The organism is Leptothrix mechoopdaensis (SeqCode) (assembly GCF_053893855.1).
Map to the genome: position 1 here is coordinate 1,972,996 of NZ_CM132699.1, position 20,183 is coordinate 1,993,178.

Sequence of the window (20,183 nt, forward strand, 5' to 3'; positions counted from 1 at the left end):
CCCCACGGAGACACACCGATGAAGACCCCCACCCGCGGCCGCCCGGTCGCCCGGCGCCCTGTGCTCGCCGCCCTCGCCGGCACCCTCACCACGGTCTGCGCGGCCGGCCTGCTGGCCGCCGCCGGCCCGGCCGGTGCGCAGTCCGCCTGGCCGACCCGATCCGTCCGCATGGTCGTGGGCTTCGCGCCCGGCGGCACCACCGACGCGATGGCCCGCGTGCTGGCGCAGGGCCTGTCCGAGGCCCTCGGCCAGAGCGTCATCGTCGACAACAAGCCCGGCGCGAGCGGCAACCTCTCGGTCGCCGAGGTGGCCAAGGCCGCACCCGACGGCTACACCGTGCTGGTGGCCCCGACCTCGGTCGAGACGGCCAACCCGTCGCTGTTCAAGTCGAACGTGCTGCCGTCACGTGACCTGACGCCGCTGATGGGCATCGGCCGCACGCAGATGTACGTGATCGCGCGGCCGACGCTGGAGGTCAAGGACGCGAAGCAGCTGATCGCGCTGCTCAAAGCCAGTCCGGACAAGCTGTCCTATGCCTCGGCCGGCACCGGCACGGCGCCCCATCTGGCCGGCGAACTCTTCAAGCAGAGCACCGGCACCGCCGTGACCCACGTGCCGTATCGCGGCGCAGCCCCGGCGCTGCAGGACGTCATGGCCGGCCAGGCCGACCTGGTGTTCGATCCCGGCATCGCCTTCCCCCACATCAAGACGGGCAAGGTCAAGCTGCTGGCCGTGGCCAGCGACAAGAAGTCGCCGTTCTTCCCGGACGTGCCGACCTACGCCGACCTGGGCATCCGCAACGCCGGCCTCGACATCTGGTTCGGCGTCTGGCTGCCCAACGGCACACCCGCCGAGGCGACCGCACGGCTGGGCCGGGAACTGGCCAAGGTGCTGGCCAGCCCGACGGTCAGCCAGCGCTTCGGCGAGCTGGCGGCCGAGCCGGTGGCGCTGGACAACGCCGAGTTCCGCAAGCTGCTGAAGCAGGAAGGCGAGACCCTGTCGACGCTGATCCGCGACCGCAAGATCGTCCTCGAATGAACGCCCCCGAAGCCACTCCGGTGCAAGAACCCGTGGTGCTGGCGCGCAGCGTCGGCCGCGTCGGCGTGATCACGCTGAACCGGCCGCGTCAGCTCAACGCGCTGGACGACACGCTGATGGACGCGCTGGGCGAGGCGCTGCTGCGGCTCGACGGCGACGACGGCATCGGCGTCATCGTGCTGACCGGCGGTGCCAAGGCCTTTGCCGCCGGTGCCGACATCACGACGATGACCGGCTGGTCCTACATGGATGTCAGCCGCGATCAGTTCATCACCCGCAACTGGGAGACGATCCGGCGCGTGCGCAAGCCCGTGATCGCCGCCGTCGCCGGTGTGGCGATGGGCGGCGGCTGCGAGCTGGCGCTGGCCTGCGACCTCATCCTGGCGGCCGAAAGCGCCAAGTTCGCGCTGCCCGAGGTCAAGCTCGCGATGCTGCCGGGCGCCGGTGGCACCCAGCGCCTGCCGCGTGCCATCGGCAAGGCCAAGGCGATGGACATGTGCCTGTCGGCCCGCACGCTCAGCGCCATCGAGGCCGATCGCTACGGGCTGGTCTCGCGCATCGTCGAGGACGAACGCCTGATGGACGAGGCGCTGGCGCTGGCCGAGACGATCGCCGGCTACTCGCTGCCGGCGCTGATGGCGATCAAGGATTCGGTCAACCGCGCCTTCGAGTCGTCGCTGGCCGACGGCATCGCCCATGAACGCCAGCAGCTCTACGGCCGCTTCGCCAGCGAGGACGCGCATGAAGGCATGAACGCCTTCCTGGCCCGCCGCAAGCCCGTCTTCCGTCACCGTTGAACCCCCAGGACCCGCCATGGCCCTCGACGCTGAATCGTTCGACCTCCTGCTCGCCGCCGTGCAGCGCTTCGTGCGCGAACGGCTGGTGCCCGCCGAGAACCTGCTCGAAGAACACGACGAAGTCCCGCCCGCCCTGATCGACGAGATGAAGGCGATGGGCCTGTTCGGCCTGACGGTGCCCGAGGCCTACGGCGGCATCGGCCTGTCGGTCAGCCAGGAGGTGCAGGTCAACTTCGAGCTGGGCCGCACCGCACCGGCGTTCCGCTCGGTGTTCGGCACCAACATCGGCATCGGCTCGCAGGGCATCCTGATGGACGGCACGCCCGACCAGAAGGCCGACATCCTGCCGCGCGTGGCCAGCGGTGACCTGGTGATGTCCTTCGCGCTGACCGAGCCCGATGCGGGCTCCGACGCCGCGTCGCTGAAGACCCGCGCCGAACTCGACGGTGATGTCTACGTGCTCAACGGCACCAAGCGCTACATCACCAACGCACCGCGTGCCGGCGCCTTCACGCTGATGGCACGCACCGGTGGGCCAGGCGCGGCGGGCGTGTCCGCCTTCATCGTCCCGGCCGACCTGCCCGGCATCACGCTGGGCAAGAAGGACCGCAAGATGGGCCAGCGCGGCACGATGACCTGCGACGTGATCCTGGAGGATGTGCGCGTGCCGGCCGCCAACATCATCGGCGGCGTGCCCGGCCAGGGCTTCAAGACGGCCATGAAGGTGCTCGACCGCGGCCGGCTGAACATCGCGGCCGTGGCCTGCGGCATCGCCCGGCGGGTGCTCGACGAGTCGGTCCGCTATGCCCGTGATCGCCAGCAGTTCGGCCGCAAGATCGGCGACTTCCAGCTGATCCAGGCCATGCTCGCCGACAGCCAGGCCGAGCTACTCGCCGGCTGGGCGCTGGTGCGCGAGGTCGCCGAACGCTACGACCACAAGCCGGCCGACCGCCCGGATCCGGACCTGTCGATGCGCGTGTCCTGCGCCAAGCTGTTCTGCACCGAGATGGCCGGCCGCGTGGCCGACCGCGGCGTGCAGGTCCACGGCGGCGCGGGCTACATCAACGACTACCCGGTCGAACGCTTCTACCGCGACGTCCGGCTGCTGCGCCTCTACGAGGGCACGACGCAGATCCAGCAGATCATCGTCGGCCGCGAACTGATGAACCAGGACCAGGAGACATGACCATGGCTACCGTGCCTTCCAAGGGCAATCCGTTCGCGTGGGACGACCCGCTGCAGCTCGACGGCCAGCTCACCGAGGACGAACGCGCGATCCGCGAGGCCGCGCGGGCCTACTGCCAGGAACGGCTGCTGCCGCGCGTGCAGGACGCCTTCCGCCACGAGCGCACCGACCCGGCCATCTTCCGCGAGATGGGCGAGCTCGGCCTGCTCGGCCCGACCATCCCCGAGGCCTACGGCGGCGCCGGGCTGAACTACGTCAGCTACGGCCTGATCGCACGCGAGGTCGAGCGGGTCGACTCGGGCTACCGCTCGATGATGAGCGTGCAGTCGTCGCTGGTGATGGTGCCCATCCACGCCTTCGGCAACGAGGCGACGAAGCAGAAGTACCTGCCCCGTCTCGCCACCGGCGAATGGATCGGCTGCTTCGGCCTGACCGAGCCGAACCACGGTTCGGACCCGGGCAGCATGGTCACGCGGGCCCGCCGGGTCGCGGGCGGCTACCGGCTCAGCGGCAGCAAGACGTGGATCAGCAACAGCCCGATCGCCGATGTCTTCGTGGTCTGGGCCAAGGACGACGACGGCGCGATCCGCGGCTTCGTGCTCGAGAAGGGCATGCCGGGCCTGACCGCACCGGCCCTGCACGGCAAGGTCGGCCTGCGCGCCAGCATCACCGGCGAGATCGTCATGGACGAGGTGTTCTGCCCCGAGGAGAACGCCTTTCCCGAAGTCCGCGGGCTCAAGGGCCCGTTCACCTGCCTGAACAGCGCGCGCTACGGCATCGCCTGGGGGGCGCTGGGCGCCGCCGAGGACTGCTACGCCCGGGCGCGCCAGTACGTGCTGGACCGCCGCCAGTTCAACCGGCCGCTGGCGGCCAACCAGCTGATCCAGAAGAAGCTCGCCGACATGCTGACCGAGATCACGCTCGGCCTGCAGGGCTGCCTGCAGCTGGGCCGGCTGAAGGACGCGGGCACCGCCGCCGTCGAGGTCACCTCGATCATGAAGCGCAACAGCTGCGGCAAGGCGCTGGACATCGCCCGCATGGCGCGCGACATGCTCGGTGGCAACGGCATTTCCGACGAGTTCGGCGTGGCGCGTCACCTCGTCAACCTGGAGGTGGTCAACACCTACGAGGGCACGCACGACGTGCACGCGCTGATCCTCGGCCGGGCCATCACCGGCATCGCGGCCTTCAGCTGAGGACGGGGCGGCGGGCACGGTCCTGCCGTCCGATGGAAGGTGCCCGATGGCGCGTGGCTTGACCGCTCCACATGATGACCGTAATATGATGGCCATCATGTCAAGCCAGCCCACCCGGAAGGAACTGAGCCACGACCGCATCGTCGACGTGGCGGCCCGCGCGATCCGGCGGGCCGGTTACCGGGGTGTCGGTGTCGCCGACATCATGAAGGAGGCCGGGCTGACACACGGCGGCTTCTACGCGCACTTCGCGTCCCGTGACGCGCTGCTGGTCGAGGCCATGCAGCGGGCCGGCCAGGACAACCGCGCCACGCTGTCGCAGGCGATCGAGCGCCGCATGGCCAAGGGCGCGACACGCTTCGCCGCGCTGGTCGGGGCCTACCTCCACGACTCGCACCTGGACCGCACCGAACAGGGCTGCGTCGTCGCCGCGCTCGCGTCGGAGATGACACGCCAGGACGACGCCGTGCGCGACGAGGCTCGTCGCCGGGTCTCGGACCTCGTCGCGCTCGTGGCCGCCTCATTGCCAGCCAGCGCGGCACCTGACGACGCGGCCGTCGTCGCCGCCACGATGGTCGGCGCGCTGCAGCTGGCCCGCACGCTCGACGGCAAGGCAGGCCGAACCCTGCTGGCCCAGACACGCGAGGCGCTGATCCGGCGTCACGACGCACCCGCCTGAACGGGGCCCACGGCCCCGCCCCTCTTCCTGCTCCTCTCCCGATCCACCCGCCCGACGGCGGCTTGCCCGCAGATATGACGGGCGTCATACAAAAAGGTCCTGACCATGAAGATCCAAGATTCGACCGTCCTGATCACCGGCGCCAACCGGGGCATCGGCCTGGCCTTCGCCCGGGCATTCCTGGCCCGGGGTGCGCGCAAGGTCTACGCCGCCGCGCGGGACCCGTCGACCGTCACGCTGGCGGGCGTGACGCCGCTCCAGCTGGATGTCACCTCGCCGACCGAGGTCGAGGCGGCGGCACGCTGGGCCGATGACACGACCATCGTCGTCAACAACGCCGGCATCGCCCGCTTTGGCGGCTTCCTGGCCGACGACGCGGAAGCCGTGCTGCGCCAGCATCTGGAGACCAACCTGATGGGCCTGCTCCGCGTCAGCCGGGCCTTCGCACCGGTGCTGGCCCGCAATGGCGGCGGCGCGCTGCTCAACGTCGCCTCGGTGGCCAGCTGGATCACCAACCCGCTGCTGGCCAACTACGCCGTCTCGAAGGCGGCGGTCTGGAGCCTGAGCAACGGCCTGCGCAACGACCTGCGCGAGCAGGGCACGCACGTCCTCACGTTGCACATGGGCTTCGTCGACACCGACCTGACGCGCGGCATCGAGATGCCGAAGGCGACGCCCGAGGCGATCGTCGAGCAGGCGCTGGACGGGCTGGAAGCCGGTGCGCTGGAGGTGCTGGGCGACGACCTGACCCGCCAGGTCCGGCAAGGCCTGTCGGCCGATCCGGCGATCGACCTGGTGGTGCGCTGACGTGAGTCGATCCACCACGACCGCCGACGCCGCCGTCACCGCACCCTCGCCCTGGCCGACCTTCTGGATCGCCTGCAGCGCGGTCTTCCTGGTCTCGCTGGACTCGACGATGCTGTTCGCGGCCTTCGATGCGCTGCGCCACAGCTTCGCCGACAGCTCGGCCGCGACGCTGTCGTGGGTGCTCAATGCCTACACCGTCGTCTATGCCGCGATGCTGATCCCGGCCGGCGGCCTGGCCGACACGCACGGGCGCAAGCGCGTGTTCCGGCTCGGGCTGGCGGTGTTCATCGCCGCATCGGTGGCCTGCGGCGCGGCGCCGACGGTCGGCTGGCTGGTCGCCGCGCGTGTCGTCCAGGCACTGGGCGCGGCCCTGCTGACACCGGCCTCGATGTCGATCGTGCTGGCGGCCTTCCCGAGCGAGCGCCGCGCAGCCGTCATCAGCCTCTGGGGCGCGGTGGGCGGGCTGGCTGCGGCGGTCGGACCGAGCCTGGGCAGCTGGGTCACCGCACAGGCCGGCTGGCCGTGGGCCTTCTACATCAACGTTCCCGTCGGGCTCTGGGCCCTGTGGCGCAGCCGCTCGCGCGTCGAGGAGGCCGTCAAGCCGGTCGCGCCGCGACGGGTCGACGTGGTCGGCCTGCTGCTGCTGATGGCGGCGGTCGGCGCGGTCGCGCTGGCGATCGTCGAGAGCGGCTCCCCTGCCTGGCAGACGACCGAGACCGCTGCGGTGGCCGGTGGCGGTGTCTTGGCCGCCATCGCGTTCCTGCTGTGGGCGCGGGTCCACCCGGCGCCGCTGCTGGACCTGAAGCTGTTCGGCCATGCGACCTACCGCTACGTCAATGCCGCGACGCTGACCTTCGGCACGGCCTTCTCGATGATGTTCCTGGGCTTCTTCTTCTTCATGACCGGCGTCTGGCACTACAGCCTGCCCCAGGCCGGACTGGCCGTGACCCCGGGCCCCCTGCTGGTGATGCCCACCGCCATCGTCAGCGGCCGTCTGGCCGGGCGACTGGGTCACCGGCCCTTCCTGGTCGGCGGCTCGCTGCTGTACGCCTGCAGCGCCCTGTGGCTGCTGCTGGTGCCGGGCACGCAACCCGAGTACCTGCGCCACTGGCTGCCAGGCCTGCTGATGAGCGGCATCGCGGTCGGCCTGGTCCTGCCGTCGCTGGCTGGCGCGGCCGTGAGCCGGCTGCCGGCCGAACACTACGCCGTCGGTGCCGCCTTCAACCAGGCCACGCGCCAGATCGGCGGTGTGCTCGGCGTCGCGATCACGGTGGGACTGCTCGGCCACGCGAGCCTGCAGCGCAGCGACTTCGACAAGCTGTACCTGCTGCACGCGACACTGGCCGTGCTCACCGCCCTGCTGAGCTGGCCGGTCAACACACGTCCGCGCTGATGCGGTATCCGCCGCCCCACCCGCCCCCAACCCGTCGACAAGAGGAACCGGTCATGGACCCCCAGGAACTGCTCGCGCAATGGCTCTCGGACGAACAGGCCGTGCGTGCCCGACTGAGGCCGGCCGACGCGCCGCCGCCGACACGGTCGCTGGCGGGCCTGTCCGGCATGGAGGTCTTCGAGGCCGTCTTCGCCGGCGAGCTGCCGCCGCCGCCCATCGGCGAGACGCTGGACTTCGTGCCGATCCACATGGCGCCGGGCGAAGCCGTCTTCCAGGGGCGACCGCAGCGGCGGCACTACAACCCGCTCGGCACCGTGCATGGCGGCTGGTTCGCGACGCTGCTGGATTCGGCGGTGGCCTGCGCCATCCACTCGACCCTGCCGGCCGGACGCGCCTACACGACGCTGGAACTCAAGCTCAACGTGGTTCGTGCGCTGACCGACGCGGTGCCGCGGGTCCGCGCCGAAGGCAAGGTCATCCACGTCGGGCGCCAGACCGGCACGGCCGAAGGCCGCATCGTCGGTCCGGACGGCAAGCTCTACGCACACGCGACGACGACCTGCCTGATCTTCGACCAACGGCCGGGCTGAGCCAGCGGACGAGCGCGGCCACGAGGGATTTCCCTCGCGTTTCCGTTTCGGACCCACTGGTATGCTTGCCCGACCAGTCAACCACTCCATCCGGAAAGGGCAGCGTCGTGGACATCCTCCACCACCGCGTTCCAGGCTCCGAATCCCGCGAGATCACCAAGCGCACGGTCAAGGACCAGGTCGCCGACAAGATCGCGTCGATGATCCAGACCGGCCTGCTGCAGCCGGGCGACGAACTGCCGTCCGAGCGCGAGCTGGCGGCCACGCTGTCGGTGTCGCGCGAGTCGGTACGGGGGGCAATCTCGGTGCTGGCGGGTCGCAAGATGCTGGGCGTGTCGCAGGGCGCGCGCACCAAGGTGCTGGGCACCGCCGGGCAGACGCTGCAGGACACCGTGTCGTCCTTCGGCCTGTTCAAGGGCCGCTCGATCGAGGAAGTGACCGAGGCGCGCGGGCTGGTCGAGGTCGAGGTGGTCCGCCTGGCCGCCGCGCGCATGAAGCCGGCGACGCTGGATCGGCTGGAGGCGCTGGTGGCCGAGCAGGCCACGATGGTCAACGACCCGGTGCGCTTCCAGATCTCCGACCGCGAGTTCCACACCGTCCTGTACGAGGCCTGCGGCAACGAGCTGCTGGCCACCTTCGTGGTCGACCTGTATGCCTTCGCGCTGGACGCGCGGCGCAAGGCGCTGAAGCACAAGGGCGCGATCGCCCGCAGCGTCGAGGACCACCGCGCCATCGTCGCCGCACTGCGCTCCAAGCACCCGACCCGCGCCGGCGACGCCATGCGCAGCCACCTGGACAGCGTCTACACGACGACGCTGTCGGAACTGAAGAGGTAGGCCATGACGATCGAGATCCTCGACGCCCGCTTCGCCCGGGTGGTGCCACAGGCTTGCCAGCTCGAACGCCTGTGCACCGGCGCGACCTGGAGCGAAGGGCCGGTGTGGATGCACGAGGACGGCTCGGTGCTGTGGAGCGACATCCCCGCCAACCGCATGCTGCGCTGGCATCCGCGCGACGGCATGAGCGTCTGGCGTGACGCGGTCGAGTTCACCAACGGCCACTTCCGCGAGGCCGATGGCGCGCTGCTGCACTGCTCGCACGGCCAGCGCGCGATCGTGCGGACCCGCTTCAGGCCCGGCACCCTGGAGCCCGTCGCCGACGAGGTCGTCGTCAGCCACTACCAGGGCCGGCGCCTGAACTCGCCCAACGACGTGGTCGTCAAGTCCGACGGCACGATCTGGTTCAGCGACCCGCCCTACGGCATCGCCTCGGACCACGAGGGTCACCAGGCCGAGCCGGAACAGCGCGCCAACCACGTCTTCCGCTACGACCCGGCCAGCGGCGCGCTGGACATCGCCAGCGACTTCGTCGACGAGCCCAACGGCCTGGCCTTCTCGCCCGACGAGCGCGTGCTCTACGTCTCCGACACCTCGGCCGCGCTGCGCGGCGACGGCGGTGGCCACCACCACATCGTCGCCTTCGACGTGATCGGCGGGCGCACGCTGGCGAACCCGCGTGTCTTTGCGGTCGTCAACCCCGGCCTGGCCGACGGTTTCCGCATCGACGAACAGGGCTGGCTCTACACCAGCAGCGCCGACAGCGTGCAGGTCTACCACCCGGACGGCACCCGCCTGGCCCGCATCCCCGTGCCGGAGAAGGTCGGCAACCTGACCTTCGGCGGCCCCGGCCGCAACGAGCTCTACATCTGCGCCAGCCGGTCGCTGTACCGCCTGGTCCTCGACACCCGGGGCCTGCAGGCCCCCTGAACGGACGACACCATGAGCCGAGACACCTTGCTGCTGGTCGAGAAGTGCGCGCACTGCATCAGCTGGTATGACCTTGAATCGGGCGAGCGGCTGCGCTCGCTGGCGCTGCCCGACTTCCCGCACGAGTTCGTGACCGACAGCGCGCAGCGCCACGCCTATGTCGGCCACTACGGCGTCGAGACCTCCGGCCATGTCGGATCGGGGGGTCATGCGCTGCTCCAGGTCGACATTCGTTCGGCTCAACTGGTCCGGTCCATAGACCTGTTCCCGTTCAACCGGATCCACGGCCTGCAGATGGACCAGCACGACCGCCTCTACGCGCTGAGCGAGGAGAAGGCCACGCTGCTGGTGCTGGAACAGCCCGAGACCGACACCCAGGCGCGCCGCGCGGTGCCGTCGGGCGGCATCAAGAGCCATCTGTTCGCGCTGACCCGCGACGGCCAGACGGCCTACTGCATGAACCTGCTGAGCCACACGGTGACCAAGGTGAAGCCGTGGGATCCGCTGGCCCAGCCGGTCGCCTGCCACCCGGGCCAGAAGCCCGAGGGCTATTGCCTGAGCGAGGACGAGCGCACGCTCTACGTCAGCAACCGCTGGAGCAACACGCTCGCGGCGATCGACACCGAGACGATGACGGTGCGCCTGAGCGCCCCGTCACGCGACGACGTGACGCGCATCCACCGCCACCGCGACGGTCGCCTGTTCACCAGCAACTACGGCGAACGCAGCCTGTCGGTGGTCGACCCGGTGACGCTGGCCGAGACCGGCCACCTGAAGATGGAGGCGCGCGCCATCGCACTGTCCTTCCACCCGAGCCTGCCGCTGGCCTTCATCTCGCAGGACAACGACCGCGTGATGGTGCTGGACACCGACACGCTGAAGCCGGTGCGCTACATCGCCACCCAGCGCGAGCCCGACGTGTCGACGGTGGTGTCGCTGTGAGCACGACACCCTTGTTGTCCTTCCGGGGCATCAGCAAGCGCTTCGGCGGCACCCAGGCGGTCGACCGCGTGTCCTTCGACATCCACCCGGGCGAGATCGTCGCGCTGCTGGGCGAGAACGGTGCCGGCAAGTCCACGCTGATCAAGCTGCTGGCCGGCATCTACCCGAGCGACGACGGCGAGATCCTGTTCGATGGCCGGCCCGAGGCCGAGTGGCGCAGCCGCGACCGCGCGCGCCAGCCGGTCGCCTTCATCCACCAGGACCTCGGCCTGGTCGAGTGGATGACGGTGGCCGAGAACGTCGCGCTGGGCATGGGCTACCCGAAGCGTTTCGGCCTGATCGACTGGGCCGCCGCACGTGACCGGGCCCGCCGCGTGCTGGCCCGCGTCGGCTGCGACATCGACCCGGAACGGCGCGTCTTCTCGCTGACGCGGGCCGAGAAGTCGCTGCTGGCGATCGGCCGTGCGCTGGAAGTCCAGGCCCGTCTGCTGGTGCTGGACGAACCCTCGGCCAGCCTGCCGATGGCCGACGTCGAGCGCCTGTTCACCGTGCTGCGCGAGCTGCGGCGGCAGGGCATGGCGATGGTCTATGTCTCGCACCGGCTCGACGAGGTGATGGCGATCTCCGACCGCGCCGCCGTGATGCGCGACGGCAAGCTGGTGTCGGTGCTGCGCACGGCCGAGACCGGCCAGGACGAGCTGGTCCGGCTGATCGTCGGCAAGGCGCTGTCGCGCGAGGTCGTCAAGGCCGCCGCACCGGTCGACAGCCCCGTCGTGCTGGAGCTGGACGACGCCGCCAGCGGCAATGCCGGCCCGCTGAGCTTCGCGGTGCGGCGTGGCGAGGTGGTGGGCCTGGTCGGCCTGCGCGGCGCCGGCCACGAGGCCATCAGCCGCGCGCTGTTCGGCCGCGAGCCGCTGTCGGCCGGGCGCATGAAGCTGGCCGGCGAGCTGGTCACCTTCCGCGACTGCGCCGAGGCGATCCGGGCCGGCGTGGCCTATGTCGCCGGCGAGCGGCTGGAAGAGAACCTGGCCGGCTCGATGAGCGTGCTGGAGAACCTGTTCCCGCACCCGTCGCTGCACGGCGACCGCGGCCTGTCGCTCGACCGGCGCCGGCGGGAAGCCGAATCGGCGATGGCGCTGATCCGCCAGTTCGACGTCAACCCGCCGGCCCCGGCCGCCGAGATCACGCAGCTGTCGGGCGGCAACCAGCAGAAGGTCGTGCTGGCGCGCTGGTTCCACCTCGACAAGCCGCTGGTCGTGCTGGAAGAACCCACCGCCGGCGTCGACGTCGGCGCCAAGCGGCAGATCTACGGCGTGCTGCGCCAGCGGGCCGAGACCGGCACCGCGCTGATCGTGGTGTCGACCGACTTCGAGGAGGTCGCCACGGTCTGCAACCGCGTGCTGGTCTTCCGCGACGGCCTGATCGCCGCCGAGCTGACCGGTGCCGACATCACGGTCGAGAAGCTGCTCGCGCTGGCCGCAGGTGCCAGCCCGCTCGCCCACGCACACGACCACGCGAACAAGAACGAAAACCTGGAGACCATGGCATGACCGCCTCGATCAAGTCCACGGCGCTGGAGCCGGACCGTTCCCTCGACGGCGATGCCGTCTCGCTGGGCCAGCGCCTGTCGCGCGCCCTGCCCGTCTATGGCCTGGTGATGCTGACGGTCGGCCTGGCGCTGCTGTTCTCGCTGCTGTTGCCCGACACCTTCCCGACGCTGTTCAACCTGCGGTCGATCCTGGCCGACAAGTCCGTCATCGCGCTGCTCGCGCTGGCCGCGACGATCCCGATGATCACCGGCAAGATCGACCTGACGGTGGGCTACGGCATCGTGCTGTGGCACATCCTGGCCATCAGCCTGCAGACCCGCTACGGCCTGCCCTGGCCGGCCGCCGTGCTGATCGTCATCGCCTGCGCGGCGCTGTTCGGCGTGCTGAACGGCCTGCTGGTCGAACTCGCGCAGATCGATTCCTTCATCGCCACGCTCGGCACCGGCACCGTGATCTACGCGGTCGCGCTGTGGCACAGCGGCGGTCGTCAGGTGGTCGGCGAGCTGCCCGATGCCTTCGTGGCGATTGCCGGCGGCAACCTGCTGGGCCTGCCGATCGGTGCCTTCTACGTACTGGCCGTCAGCCTCGCGATCTGGCTGGTCACCGAGTTCACGCCGCTGGGACGGGCGCTCTACGTGATCGGCGCCAACCCGAAGGCGGCGCAGCTCAACGGCATCTCGGTGCGCCGCCACGTCATGGGCGCCTTCGTGGCCTCGGGCACCTTGTCGGGCTTTGCCGGCGTGATGCTGGCCTCGCGGCTGCAGATCGGCCAGGCCAGCGTCGGCCTCGAATTCCTGCTGCCGGCGCTGGTCGGCGCCTTCCTCGGCTCCACCACGATCCGGCCCGGCCGCGTCAATGTCTGGGGCACGCTGATCGGGGTGGCCATCCTCGCCATCGGCATCTCCGGCATCCAGCAGTTCGGCGGCGCCTTCTACGTCGAGCCGCTCTTCAACGGCCTGACCCTGCTCGTGTCCATCGGCATCGCCGGCTGGGCCCAGCAGCGCCGCAACCTGTCCATCAAGCGCCGCATCGCCGAACGCCAGCTCGGCGACGCGCCGCCCGCCTCCGCTTCCTAGGTTTCCCCCCACGGCCGCCGACCAGCCTCATGGCGACGGCCTTCACCTTGACCACAGACCCATCCAACAGGAGACAAGCATGACCTCAGTGCAACGGCGCTTCAGCGCCCTGGCCCTTGCCGTGTTCGCGGCCGGCTACGCGAGTTCGGCGCTGGCCGACGACTTCCTCGATGCCGCCAAGCAGAAGGTCGCCATCGCGACGATGACCAAGGAGAAGTGGGACGGCCCCACCACCGGCCCCAAGGCCGTCGCCGGCAAGACCATCGTGTTCGTCGCAGCCGACCTGAAGAACGGCGGCATCCTGGGCGTCTCGCAAGGCGTCGAGGAAGCCGGCAAGGCGATCGGCTGGAACGTCCGCGTGATCGACGGCCAGGGTTCCGTCAGCGGCCGCACCGCCGCGCTGAACCAGGCGCTGGCGCTCAAGCCGGCCGGCATCGTGGTCGGCGGCTTCGACGTCACCGAGCAGAAGGTCGCCTTCGAGAACGCCGCCAAGTCCGGCATCCCGCTGGTCGGCTGGCATGCCGGCGAGAAGCCCGGCCCGAACGCGGCTGCCGGCCTGTTCGCCAACGTCACGACCGTCACCGACGACGTCGCCGACGTGGCCGCTTCCTGGGCCGTGGTCGACTCCGGCGGCAAGGCCGGCGTGGTCATCTTCACCGACTCGCAATACGCGATTGCCGTCTACAAGGCCCGCGCGATGGAAGCCGTCATCAAGAAGTGCGGCGGCTGCACGGTGCTGAGCTTCGAGGACAGCCCGATCGCGGAAAGCTCGACCCGCATGCCGCAGCTGACCGCCTCGCTGCTGCAGCGCTTCGGCGACAAGTGGACCCACTCGCTGGCCATCAACGACCTGTACTTCGACTTCATGGGCAGCGCCCTGACGGCGGCCGGCAAGAAGGGTGACGGCAACCCGAAGGCGGTGTCCGCCGGTGACGGCTCGGAAGCCGCCTACCAGCGCATCCGCACCAAGCGCTTCCAGGCCGGCACGGTGCCCGAGCCGCTGAACATGCAGGGCTGGCAGATCGTCGACGAGTTCAACCGCGCCTTCAGCAAGGTGGCGTGGTCGGGCTATGTGCCCAAGGTCCATCTGGTCACGCCGGAGAACGTCGGCAAGGACGGCGGCCCGAAGAACATCTTCGATCCGGACAACGGCTATCGCACGCAATACAAGGCGATCTGGGGCAAGTGATCCCAGGACCGGGCCAGCGATCCGGCAACGGTCGCCGGCCCGGCACATCCAGCTGAACCCATGCCGGGAGCCCTGCCATGAAACGATCCGCCCGCGACCTTCTGGCGCTGTCGACCTGCCTGCTGGCCAGCCTGTTCACGGCGCCCCCGGTCCTTTCCCAGACCTGGCCGAGCCAGTCCATCCGCATGATGGTGGGCTCCAGCCCCGGCGGCGGCACCGACGCCATGGCGCGTGCGGTGGCCGACAAGCTCGGCCCGGCGCTCAAGACCACGGTCGTGGTGGAGAACCGACCCGGCGCCTCCAACACGCTGGCCGCCGACGTGGTCGCCAAGTCGACCGATGGCCACACGATGGTGATGGGTGTGTCGACCGCGCACGCGATTGCGCCGCACCTGATCAAGCTGGCCTACGACAACGACCGTGACCTCGTTCCGGTGGCCTACGTCGGCGCCGTGCCCAATGTGCTCGTGGTCAGCGCAGCTTCACCATTCAGGACCGTGGCCGACCTGGTGGCCCAGGTGCGACGCCAGCCCGGCCAGGTCAACTACGCCTCCTCGGGCAACGGCAGCACGCAGCACATCGCCGGCGAGCTGTTCGAGGACGCCGTCGGCGCCGCCATGGTCCACATTCCCTACCGCGGCTCCGGCCCGGCACTGGTCGACCTGATGGCCGGCCAGGTGCAGATGAGCTTCGACACGCTGGCCTCGGTGATGCCGCACATCCGCAGCGGCAAGCTGCGGCCGCTGGCGGTCTGCGCCAGCGCGCGCAACCCCGAGCTGCCCGACGTGCCGACACTGGCCGAAAGCGGCATCAAGGGCGTCGAGATGAGTGCCTGGTACGGCATCTACATGCCGGCCGCGACACCCCGGGCGGTCCAGCAGCGGGTTGCCGACGAGGTCGCCCGAATCCTGGTGCAGCCCGAGACCCGTGCCCGGCTGGCGAACATCGGCGCGGACCTGACGCCCCTGAGCCCGACGCAGTTCCAGGCCTTCCACACCGCAGAGAACCGGCGTTACGCCGAGCTCATCCGCAAGCGCGGCATCAAGGCCGACTGAACCCGGCCAGTTGGCCTGAAGGAGGACACACATGAACGAAGCACAGGCACCGGTCGTCGCCCTGACCCTGGGCGACCCCGCCGGCATCGGCCCGGAGCTGATCGCCCGGCTGATGGCCCGCACCGACCTGATGGTGCAGGCCCGCGTGGTGCTGGTCGGCGACGACTGGCTCTGGCAGGACGGCCAGGCCATCGCCGGTGTCCGGGTCGAGACGCAGCCCGTGGCCTCGCTGGCCGATGTGCGGTCACGGCCGGCCGATGCCCCGCCGGCCTTCCTGGCGGTCGACACGGTGCTGTCGCAACAGGTCCGGCGAGGCCAGGCCGATGCGGCCGGCGGCCACTCGGTCCTGCAGGTGCTGGACCGCTGCATGGACGCCGCGCTGCGCCGAGAGATCGACGCGATCTGCTTCGCGCCGCTCAACAAGTTCGCGATGAAGCAAGGCGGCCTGCGCCACGAGGACGAGCTGCACCACTTCGCCGAACACCTCGGCGTGACCGGCTACTTCTGCGAATTCAACACCTTGGGCCACCTGTGGACCTCGCGGGTGTCCTCGCATGTGCCGCTGAAGGACGCGGCCGGCTTCCTGAGCATCGAACGCATCGCCGATGCCTCGCGCCTGATCTACCGCTCGCTGCAGGCCAACGGCGTGGCCTCGCCACGTGTGGCGGTCGCGGGCTTCAATCCGCACAACGGCGACGGCGGCACCTGCGGGCGCGAGGAGATCGACGTGATCGCCCCGGCCGTGCAGGCGCTGCAGGCCGAAGGCATCCCCGTCACGGGGCCCTTCCCGGCCGACACCATCTTCCTGAAGGCCCGCGATGGCGAGCTCGATGCGGTCGTCACGATGTATCACGACCAGGGCCAGATCGCGATCAAGCTGATGGGCTTCTCCAAGGGCGTGACCGTCCAGGGCGGCCTGCCGATCCCGATCACCACGCCGGCCCACGGCACCGCCTACGACATCGCCGGCGCCGGCCGCGCCAGCGTCGAGGCCACCGCCAACGCCTTCCAGATCGCCTGCCGCATGGGCCTGTCCTATCAACAGGGCCGTTCGCTGTTCGGCTCCTCGTCCAACCACCGCTGAGAGCATTGAGAGCATCACCATGAAAATCAAGTCCGTCCGCGCCCGCGTCTTCGAATGGAAGGGCAAGACCGTCCCGCCGCAGGGCAACTTCTGCTCCAACGCGATGGACCTCGTGTACGACAACCGTGCCAACGCCCATGCGGCCGGCACCGACACGATGAACACCTTCCGCTTCCACGGCTGGACCCTCGTCGAGATCGAGACCGATGACGGCATCGTCGGCCTGGGCAACGTCGCGCTGGCACCCAAGATCGCCAAGGCCATCATCGACGAGTACCTGACGCCGCTGGTGATCGGCCAGGACCCGTGGGACTACGAATACCTGTGGCAGCGCATGTACCGCGCCACCCACGCCTGGGGCCGCAAGGGCGTGACGATGGCCGCGATCTCGGCGGTCGACCTGGCGATCTGGGACATCCTCGGCAAGAGCGTCAACAAGCCGGTCTTCAAGCTGCTGGGCGGTCGCACCAAGGAGAAGATCCCCTGCTACTACAGCAAGCTCTACCGCACCGACCTGAAGGCCATGCAGGACGAGGCGCAGAAGTTCAAGGACCAGGGCTTCAAGGCCTTCAAGATGCGCTTCGGCTACGGCCCCGCGCATGGCCAGCAGGGCGTGACCGAGAACCTGAAGTCGGTCGAGGCGGTGCGCGAGGTCATCGGCTACGAGAACGACCTGATGCTCGAGTGCTACATGGGCTGGAACCTCGAATACGCCAAGCGCGTGCTGCCCAAGCTGGAGAAGTTCGAGCCGCGCTGGCTGGAAGAACCGGTGATCGCCGATGACATCGACGGCTACGCGGAACTGAACCAGCTGACCAGCATCCCGATCTCGGGCGGCGAACACGAGTTCAGCCTCTACGGCTTCAAGCAGCTGCTCGACAAGAAGGCCGTCAGCGTCGTGCAGTACGACACCAACCGGGTCGGCGGCATCACGGCCGCGCACAAGATCAACGCGCTGTGCGAGGCCTACAGCGTGCCGGTCATCCCGCACGCCGGCCAGATGCACAACTACCACCTGACGATGAGCACGCTGGCCTCGCCGATGGCCGAGTACTTCCCGATCTTCGACGTCGAGGTCGGCAACGAGCTGTTCTGGTACCTCTTCGACGGCGAGCCGATCGCCGAGAACGGCTTCCTGCAACTGCGCGACGACGTGCCGGGCCTGGGCCTGACGCTCAAGCGCGACTATCTCGACCAGTTCGAGATCATCGAATGACGCAGGGGCACACCATGACCCGTCGATACCAGGGCCTGTTCCCGGTCGTGCCCACGCCGTTCACCGACAGCGGCGAGCTCGATCTGGCGAGCCAGAAGCGCTGCGTCGACTTCATGATCGACGCGGGTTCGAACGGCCTGTGCATCCTGGCCAACTTCTCCGAGCAGTTCCTGCTGGCCGACGACGAGCGCGAGGTGCTGACCCGCACGGTGCTCGAACACGTCGCCGGCCGCGTGCCGGTGATCGTCACCACGACCCACTTCAGCTCGAAGGTCTGCGCCGAACGCAGCCGCCGGGCCCAGGACCTGGGCGCGGCGATGGTGATGGTGATGCCGCCCTATCACGGCGCCACCTTCCGGGTGCCCGAGACGCAGATCTTCGAGTTCTACCAACAGGTCTCGGACGCGATCGACATCCCCATCATGGTCCAGGACGCCCCGGCCAGCGGAACGGTGCTGTCGCCCGCCTTCCTGGCCCGCATGGCGCGCGAGATCGAGCAGCTGTCCTACTTCAAGATCGAGACGGCCGGTGCGGCCGCCAAGCTGCGCGAGCTGATCCGGCTGGGCGGCGACGCCGTCGAAGGCCCGTGGGACGGCGAGGAGGCGATCACGCTGATCCCCGACCTCGACGCCGGTGCGACCGGCGCGATGACCGGCGGCGGCTTCCCGGACGGCCTGCGGCCGATCCTCGACGCCTGGCGCGAGGGCCGGCGCGACGACGCCATCGCCGGCTATGAGCGCTGGCTCCCGCTCATCAACATCGAGAACCGCCAGTGCGGCCCGCTCGCCGCCAAGGCACTGATGAAGGCCGGCGGCGTGATCGCCTGCGAAGCCCCGCGCCACCCCTACGCACCGCTGAACCCCGATGCCCGCCGCCTGCTGCTGGAGACCGCCCGGCGGCTCGATGCGCTGGTGCTGCGCTGGGCCGCCTGAGCTCGGACTTCCATCGCCCCGAAAGACACGACATGAACGACATCACCGGCGCCCTGCTGGTCGGCGCGCACGACCTCGTCACCGACGAGGCGCGCTTCCAGGCGGTCGACCCGAGCACCGGCGAACGCTTCGGCATCGGCTTTGCCAAGGCCACGGCGGCCGAGGTCGAACAGGCCTGCGCGCTGGCCGAAGCCGCCTTCGACCCGTACCGCGAGACCAGCGCCGAGGCCCGCGCCGTCTTCCTCGACCGCATCGCCCGCGAGATCGAGGCGATCGGTGCGGCGCTGATCGACACCGCGATGCGCGAGACCGGCCTGCCACGCGCCCGCCTTGAAGGCGAACGCGGTCGCACCTGCGGCCAGATGCGCCTGTTCGCCCAGGTGCTGCGGCAAGGTCACTGGATGGGCCTGACGCTGGACTCGCCCTTGCCCGCGCGCCAGCCGCTGCCACGTTCGGACCTGCGCCAGCGCCAGGTGCCGCTGGGGCCGGTCGCGGTGTTCGGCGCCAGCAACTTCCCGCTCGCCTTCTCGGTCGCTGGCGGTGACACGGCATCCGCGCTGGCCGCCGGGTGCCCGGTCGTCGTCAAGGGCCATTCGTCGCACCCGGGCACGTCCGAACATGTCGGCCGCGCGGTGCGCCGCGCGGTCCAGGCCTGCGGCCTGCCCGAGGGCGTGTTCTCGCTGCTGAACGGCTCGGGACAGGCGATCGGCCAGGCGCTGGTGGCTCATCCGGTGATCCAGGCGGTCGGCTTCACCGGCTCGCGCAACGGCGGCCTCGCGCTGCTGCAGGTCGCCCAGCAACGGCCCCAGCCCATCCCCGTCTACGCCGAGATGAGCTCGATCAACCCGGTCGTGCTGCTGGGCGCTGCATTGGCCGACCGCGCCGAGCGCATCGCCGCCGGCTTCGTCGATTCACTGACGCTGGGCACCGGCCAGTTCTGCACCAACCCCGGCCTGGTGCTGGGCGTCGCCGGGCCTGGCTGGGACCGCTTCGTCGCGGGCGTCGCCACGTCCCTGGGCGCCAAGCCGGCGGGGCTGATGCTCAACCCTGGCATTCACCAGGCCTACCAGCGTGGCACCGCCCATCTGGCCGATCAGGTCAATGTCCGCGCGATGGCCGAAGGCCAGCCCGCCGCAGCCGATGCACCCGCCGCGGCCTGCCTTGCACAGGCCCGCGTGTTCGAGACCCGCGCCGTCGACTGGCTCGCCAACCCGTCACTCGAGGACGAGGTCTTCGGCCCCTGCGCGACGCTGGTGCGCTGCGATGACCTCGGCCAGCTGCAGGCGCTGCTGCAGCGCCTCGGCGGCCAGCTGACCGCCACGCTGCACCTGCAACCCGACGACGAGACCGACGTGGCCGCCGCGCGCCGCCTGCTGCCGCTGCTCGAACGCAAGGCCGGCCGCATCCTCGTCAACGGCTTCCCGACCGGCGTCGAGGTCGGCCAGGCGATGGTCCACGGCGGCCCGTATCCGGCCACGTCCGACAGCCGCACCACCTCGGTCGGCGCCCGCGCGATCGAACGTTTCCTGCGACCGGTCTGCTACCAGGACCTGCCGCAGGCGCTGTTGCCGCCAGCGCTGCAGGATGCTGCCCTGGCAGGCGCACCGCATCGGGTCGACGGGGTCATGCGCGGGGGGTAGGTCAGGCACGAACAGTCGACCCCGGCTGCGATCAGGCCCGGGCCGCC

19 protein-coding genes are annotated in these 20,183 nt (G+C 70.0%); all 19 read left to right on the top strand.

Annotated features, from left to right (window positions below; genetic code table 11):
* Positions 1 to 18 precede the first annotated feature (18 nt).
* The 19 genes from ACWA7K_RS08735 (at position 19) to ACWA7K_RS08825 (ending at position 20,136) form a co-directional block, all read left to right on the top strand.
* Positions 19 to 1,038, top strand: coding sequence for a Bug family tripartite tricarboxylate transporter substrate binding protein (locus ACWA7K_RS08735; protein ID WP_456167618.1), 1,020 nt, complete (start codon positions 19 to 21; stop codon positions 1,036 to 1,038).
* Positions 1,035 to 1,835 carry an enoyl-CoA hydratase-related protein gene (locus ACWA7K_RS08740; protein WP_456167620.1) on the top strand — a complete coding sequence of 267 codons (801 nt, stop codon included), beginning with the start codon at positions 1,035 to 1,037 and terminating at the stop codon, positions 1,833 to 1,835. Before ACWA7K_RS08735 ends, ACWA7K_RS08740 begins: the two co-directional genes overlap by 4 nt.
* Before the next feature lie 16 nt (positions 1,836 to 1,851).
* On the top strand, positions 1,852 to 3,021 hold the full coding sequence (locus tag ACWA7K_RS08745; protein ID WP_456167622.1) for an acyl-CoA dehydrogenase family protein: 1,170 nt from the start codon (positions 1,852 to 1,854) through the stop codon (positions 3,019 to 3,021).
* 2 nt (positions 3,022 to 3,023) lie between these two features.
* A complete protein-coding gene (locus ACWA7K_RS08750; protein WP_456167624.1) occupies positions 3,024 to 4,217 on the top strand; it encodes an acyl-CoA dehydrogenase in 1,194 nt (397 codons plus the stop codon).
* Positions 4,218 to 4,314: 97 nt separating this feature from the next.
* Complete coding sequence (locus ACWA7K_RS08755) at positions 4,315 to 4,896, top strand: TetR/AcrR family transcriptional regulator (protein ID WP_456167626.1); 582 nt, start codon at positions 4,315 to 4,317, stop codon at positions 4,894 to 4,896.
* Positions 4,897 to 5,001: 105 nt separating this feature from the next.
* On the top strand, positions 5,002 to 5,703 hold the full coding sequence (locus ACWA7K_RS08760; RefSeq protein ID WP_456167628.1) for an SDR family oxidoreductase: 702 nt from the start codon (positions 5,002 to 5,004) through the stop codon (positions 5,701 to 5,703).
* 1 nt (position 5,704) lies between these two features.
* Positions 5,705 to 7,096 carry an MFS transporter gene (locus tag ACWA7K_RS08765; protein WP_456167630.1) on the top strand — a complete coding sequence of 464 codons (1,392 nt, stop codon included), beginning with the start codon at positions 5,705 to 5,707 and terminating at the stop codon, positions 7,094 to 7,096.
* A gap of 53 nt (positions 7,097 to 7,149) precedes the next feature.
* Positions 7,150 to 7,686 carry a PaaI family thioesterase gene (locus ACWA7K_RS08770; protein WP_456167632.1) on the top strand — a complete coding sequence of 179 codons (537 nt, stop codon included), beginning with the start codon at positions 7,150 to 7,152 and terminating at the stop codon, positions 7,684 to 7,686.
* Positions 7,687 to 7,793: 107 nt separating this feature from the next.
* Positions 7,794 to 8,522 carry a FadR/GntR family transcriptional regulator gene (locus ACWA7K_RS08775; RefSeq protein ID WP_456167634.1) on the top strand — a complete coding sequence of 243 codons (729 nt, stop codon included), beginning with the start codon at positions 7,794 to 7,796 and terminating at the stop codon, positions 8,520 to 8,522.
* A 3-nt stretch (positions 8,523 to 8,525) separates the two neighbouring features.
* A complete protein-coding gene (locus ACWA7K_RS08780; protein ID WP_456167636.1) occupies positions 8,526 to 9,452 on the top strand; it encodes an SMP-30/gluconolactonase/LRE family protein in 927 nt (308 codons plus the stop codon).
* Positions 9,453 to 9,464: 12 nt separating this feature from the next.
* Positions 9,465 to 10,394, top strand: coding sequence for a YncE family protein (locus ACWA7K_RS08785; RefSeq protein WP_456167638.1), 930 nt, complete (start codon positions 9,465 to 9,467; stop codon positions 10,392 to 10,394).
* Entirely contained in the window at positions 10,391 to 11,944 is a 1,554-nt protein-coding gene (locus tag ACWA7K_RS08790; RefSeq protein ID WP_456167640.1) for a sugar ABC transporter ATP-binding protein, read from the top strand. The genes ACWA7K_RS08785 and ACWA7K_RS08790 overlap by 4 nt, the downstream gene beginning before the upstream one ends.
* Positions 11,941 to 13,020 (top strand): ABC transporter permease, encoded by a 1,080-nt coding sequence (locus ACWA7K_RS08795; protein WP_456167642.1) that lies wholly within the window; start codon positions 11,941 to 11,943, stop codon positions 13,018 to 13,020. Before ACWA7K_RS08790 ends, ACWA7K_RS08795 begins: the two co-directional genes overlap by 4 nt.
* Positions 13,021 to 13,099: 79 nt before the next feature.
* Complete coding sequence (locus ACWA7K_RS08800; RefSeq protein ID WP_456167644.1) at positions 13,100 to 14,209, top strand: ABC transporter substrate-binding protein; 1,110 nt, start codon at positions 13,100 to 13,102, stop codon at positions 14,207 to 14,209.
* A gap of 77 nt (positions 14,210 to 14,286) precedes the next feature.
* The gene (locus ACWA7K_RS08805; RefSeq protein ID WP_456167646.1) at positions 14,287 to 15,264 is read left to right on the top strand and encodes a Bug family tripartite tricarboxylate transporter substrate binding protein; all 978 of its coding nucleotides are present in this window, start codon (positions 14,287 to 14,289) and stop codon (positions 15,262 to 15,264) included.
* Between the two features lie 31 nt (positions 15,265 to 15,295).
* On the top strand, positions 15,296 to 16,348 hold the full coding sequence (locus tag ACWA7K_RS08810) for a 4-hydroxythreonine-4-phosphate dehydrogenase PdxA (protein ID WP_456167648.1): 1,053 nt from the start codon (positions 15,296 to 15,298) through the stop codon (positions 16,346 to 16,348).
* A gap of 19 nt (positions 16,349 to 16,367) precedes the next feature.
* The gene (locus ACWA7K_RS08815; protein WP_456167650.1) at positions 16,368 to 17,564 is read left to right on the top strand and encodes an L-rhamnonate dehydratase; all 1,197 of its coding nucleotides are present in this window, start codon (positions 16,368 to 16,370) and stop codon (positions 17,562 to 17,564) included.
* Between the two features lie 14 nt (positions 17,565 to 17,578).
* Positions 17,579 to 18,496, top strand: a complete 918-nt coding sequence (locus ACWA7K_RS08820) for a dihydrodipicolinate synthase family protein (RefSeq protein WP_456167652.1) — start codon at positions 17,579 to 17,581, stop codon at positions 18,494 to 18,496.
* Positions 18,497 to 18,528: 32 nt separating this feature from the next.
* Positions 18,529 to 20,136: an aldehyde dehydrogenase (NADP(+)) gene (locus ACWA7K_RS08825; RefSeq protein WP_456167654.1), complete on the top strand. Its 1,608-nt coding sequence runs from the start codon at positions 18,529 to 18,531 to the stop codon at positions 20,134 to 20,136.
* Positions 20,137 to 20,183 lie beyond the last annotated feature (47 nt).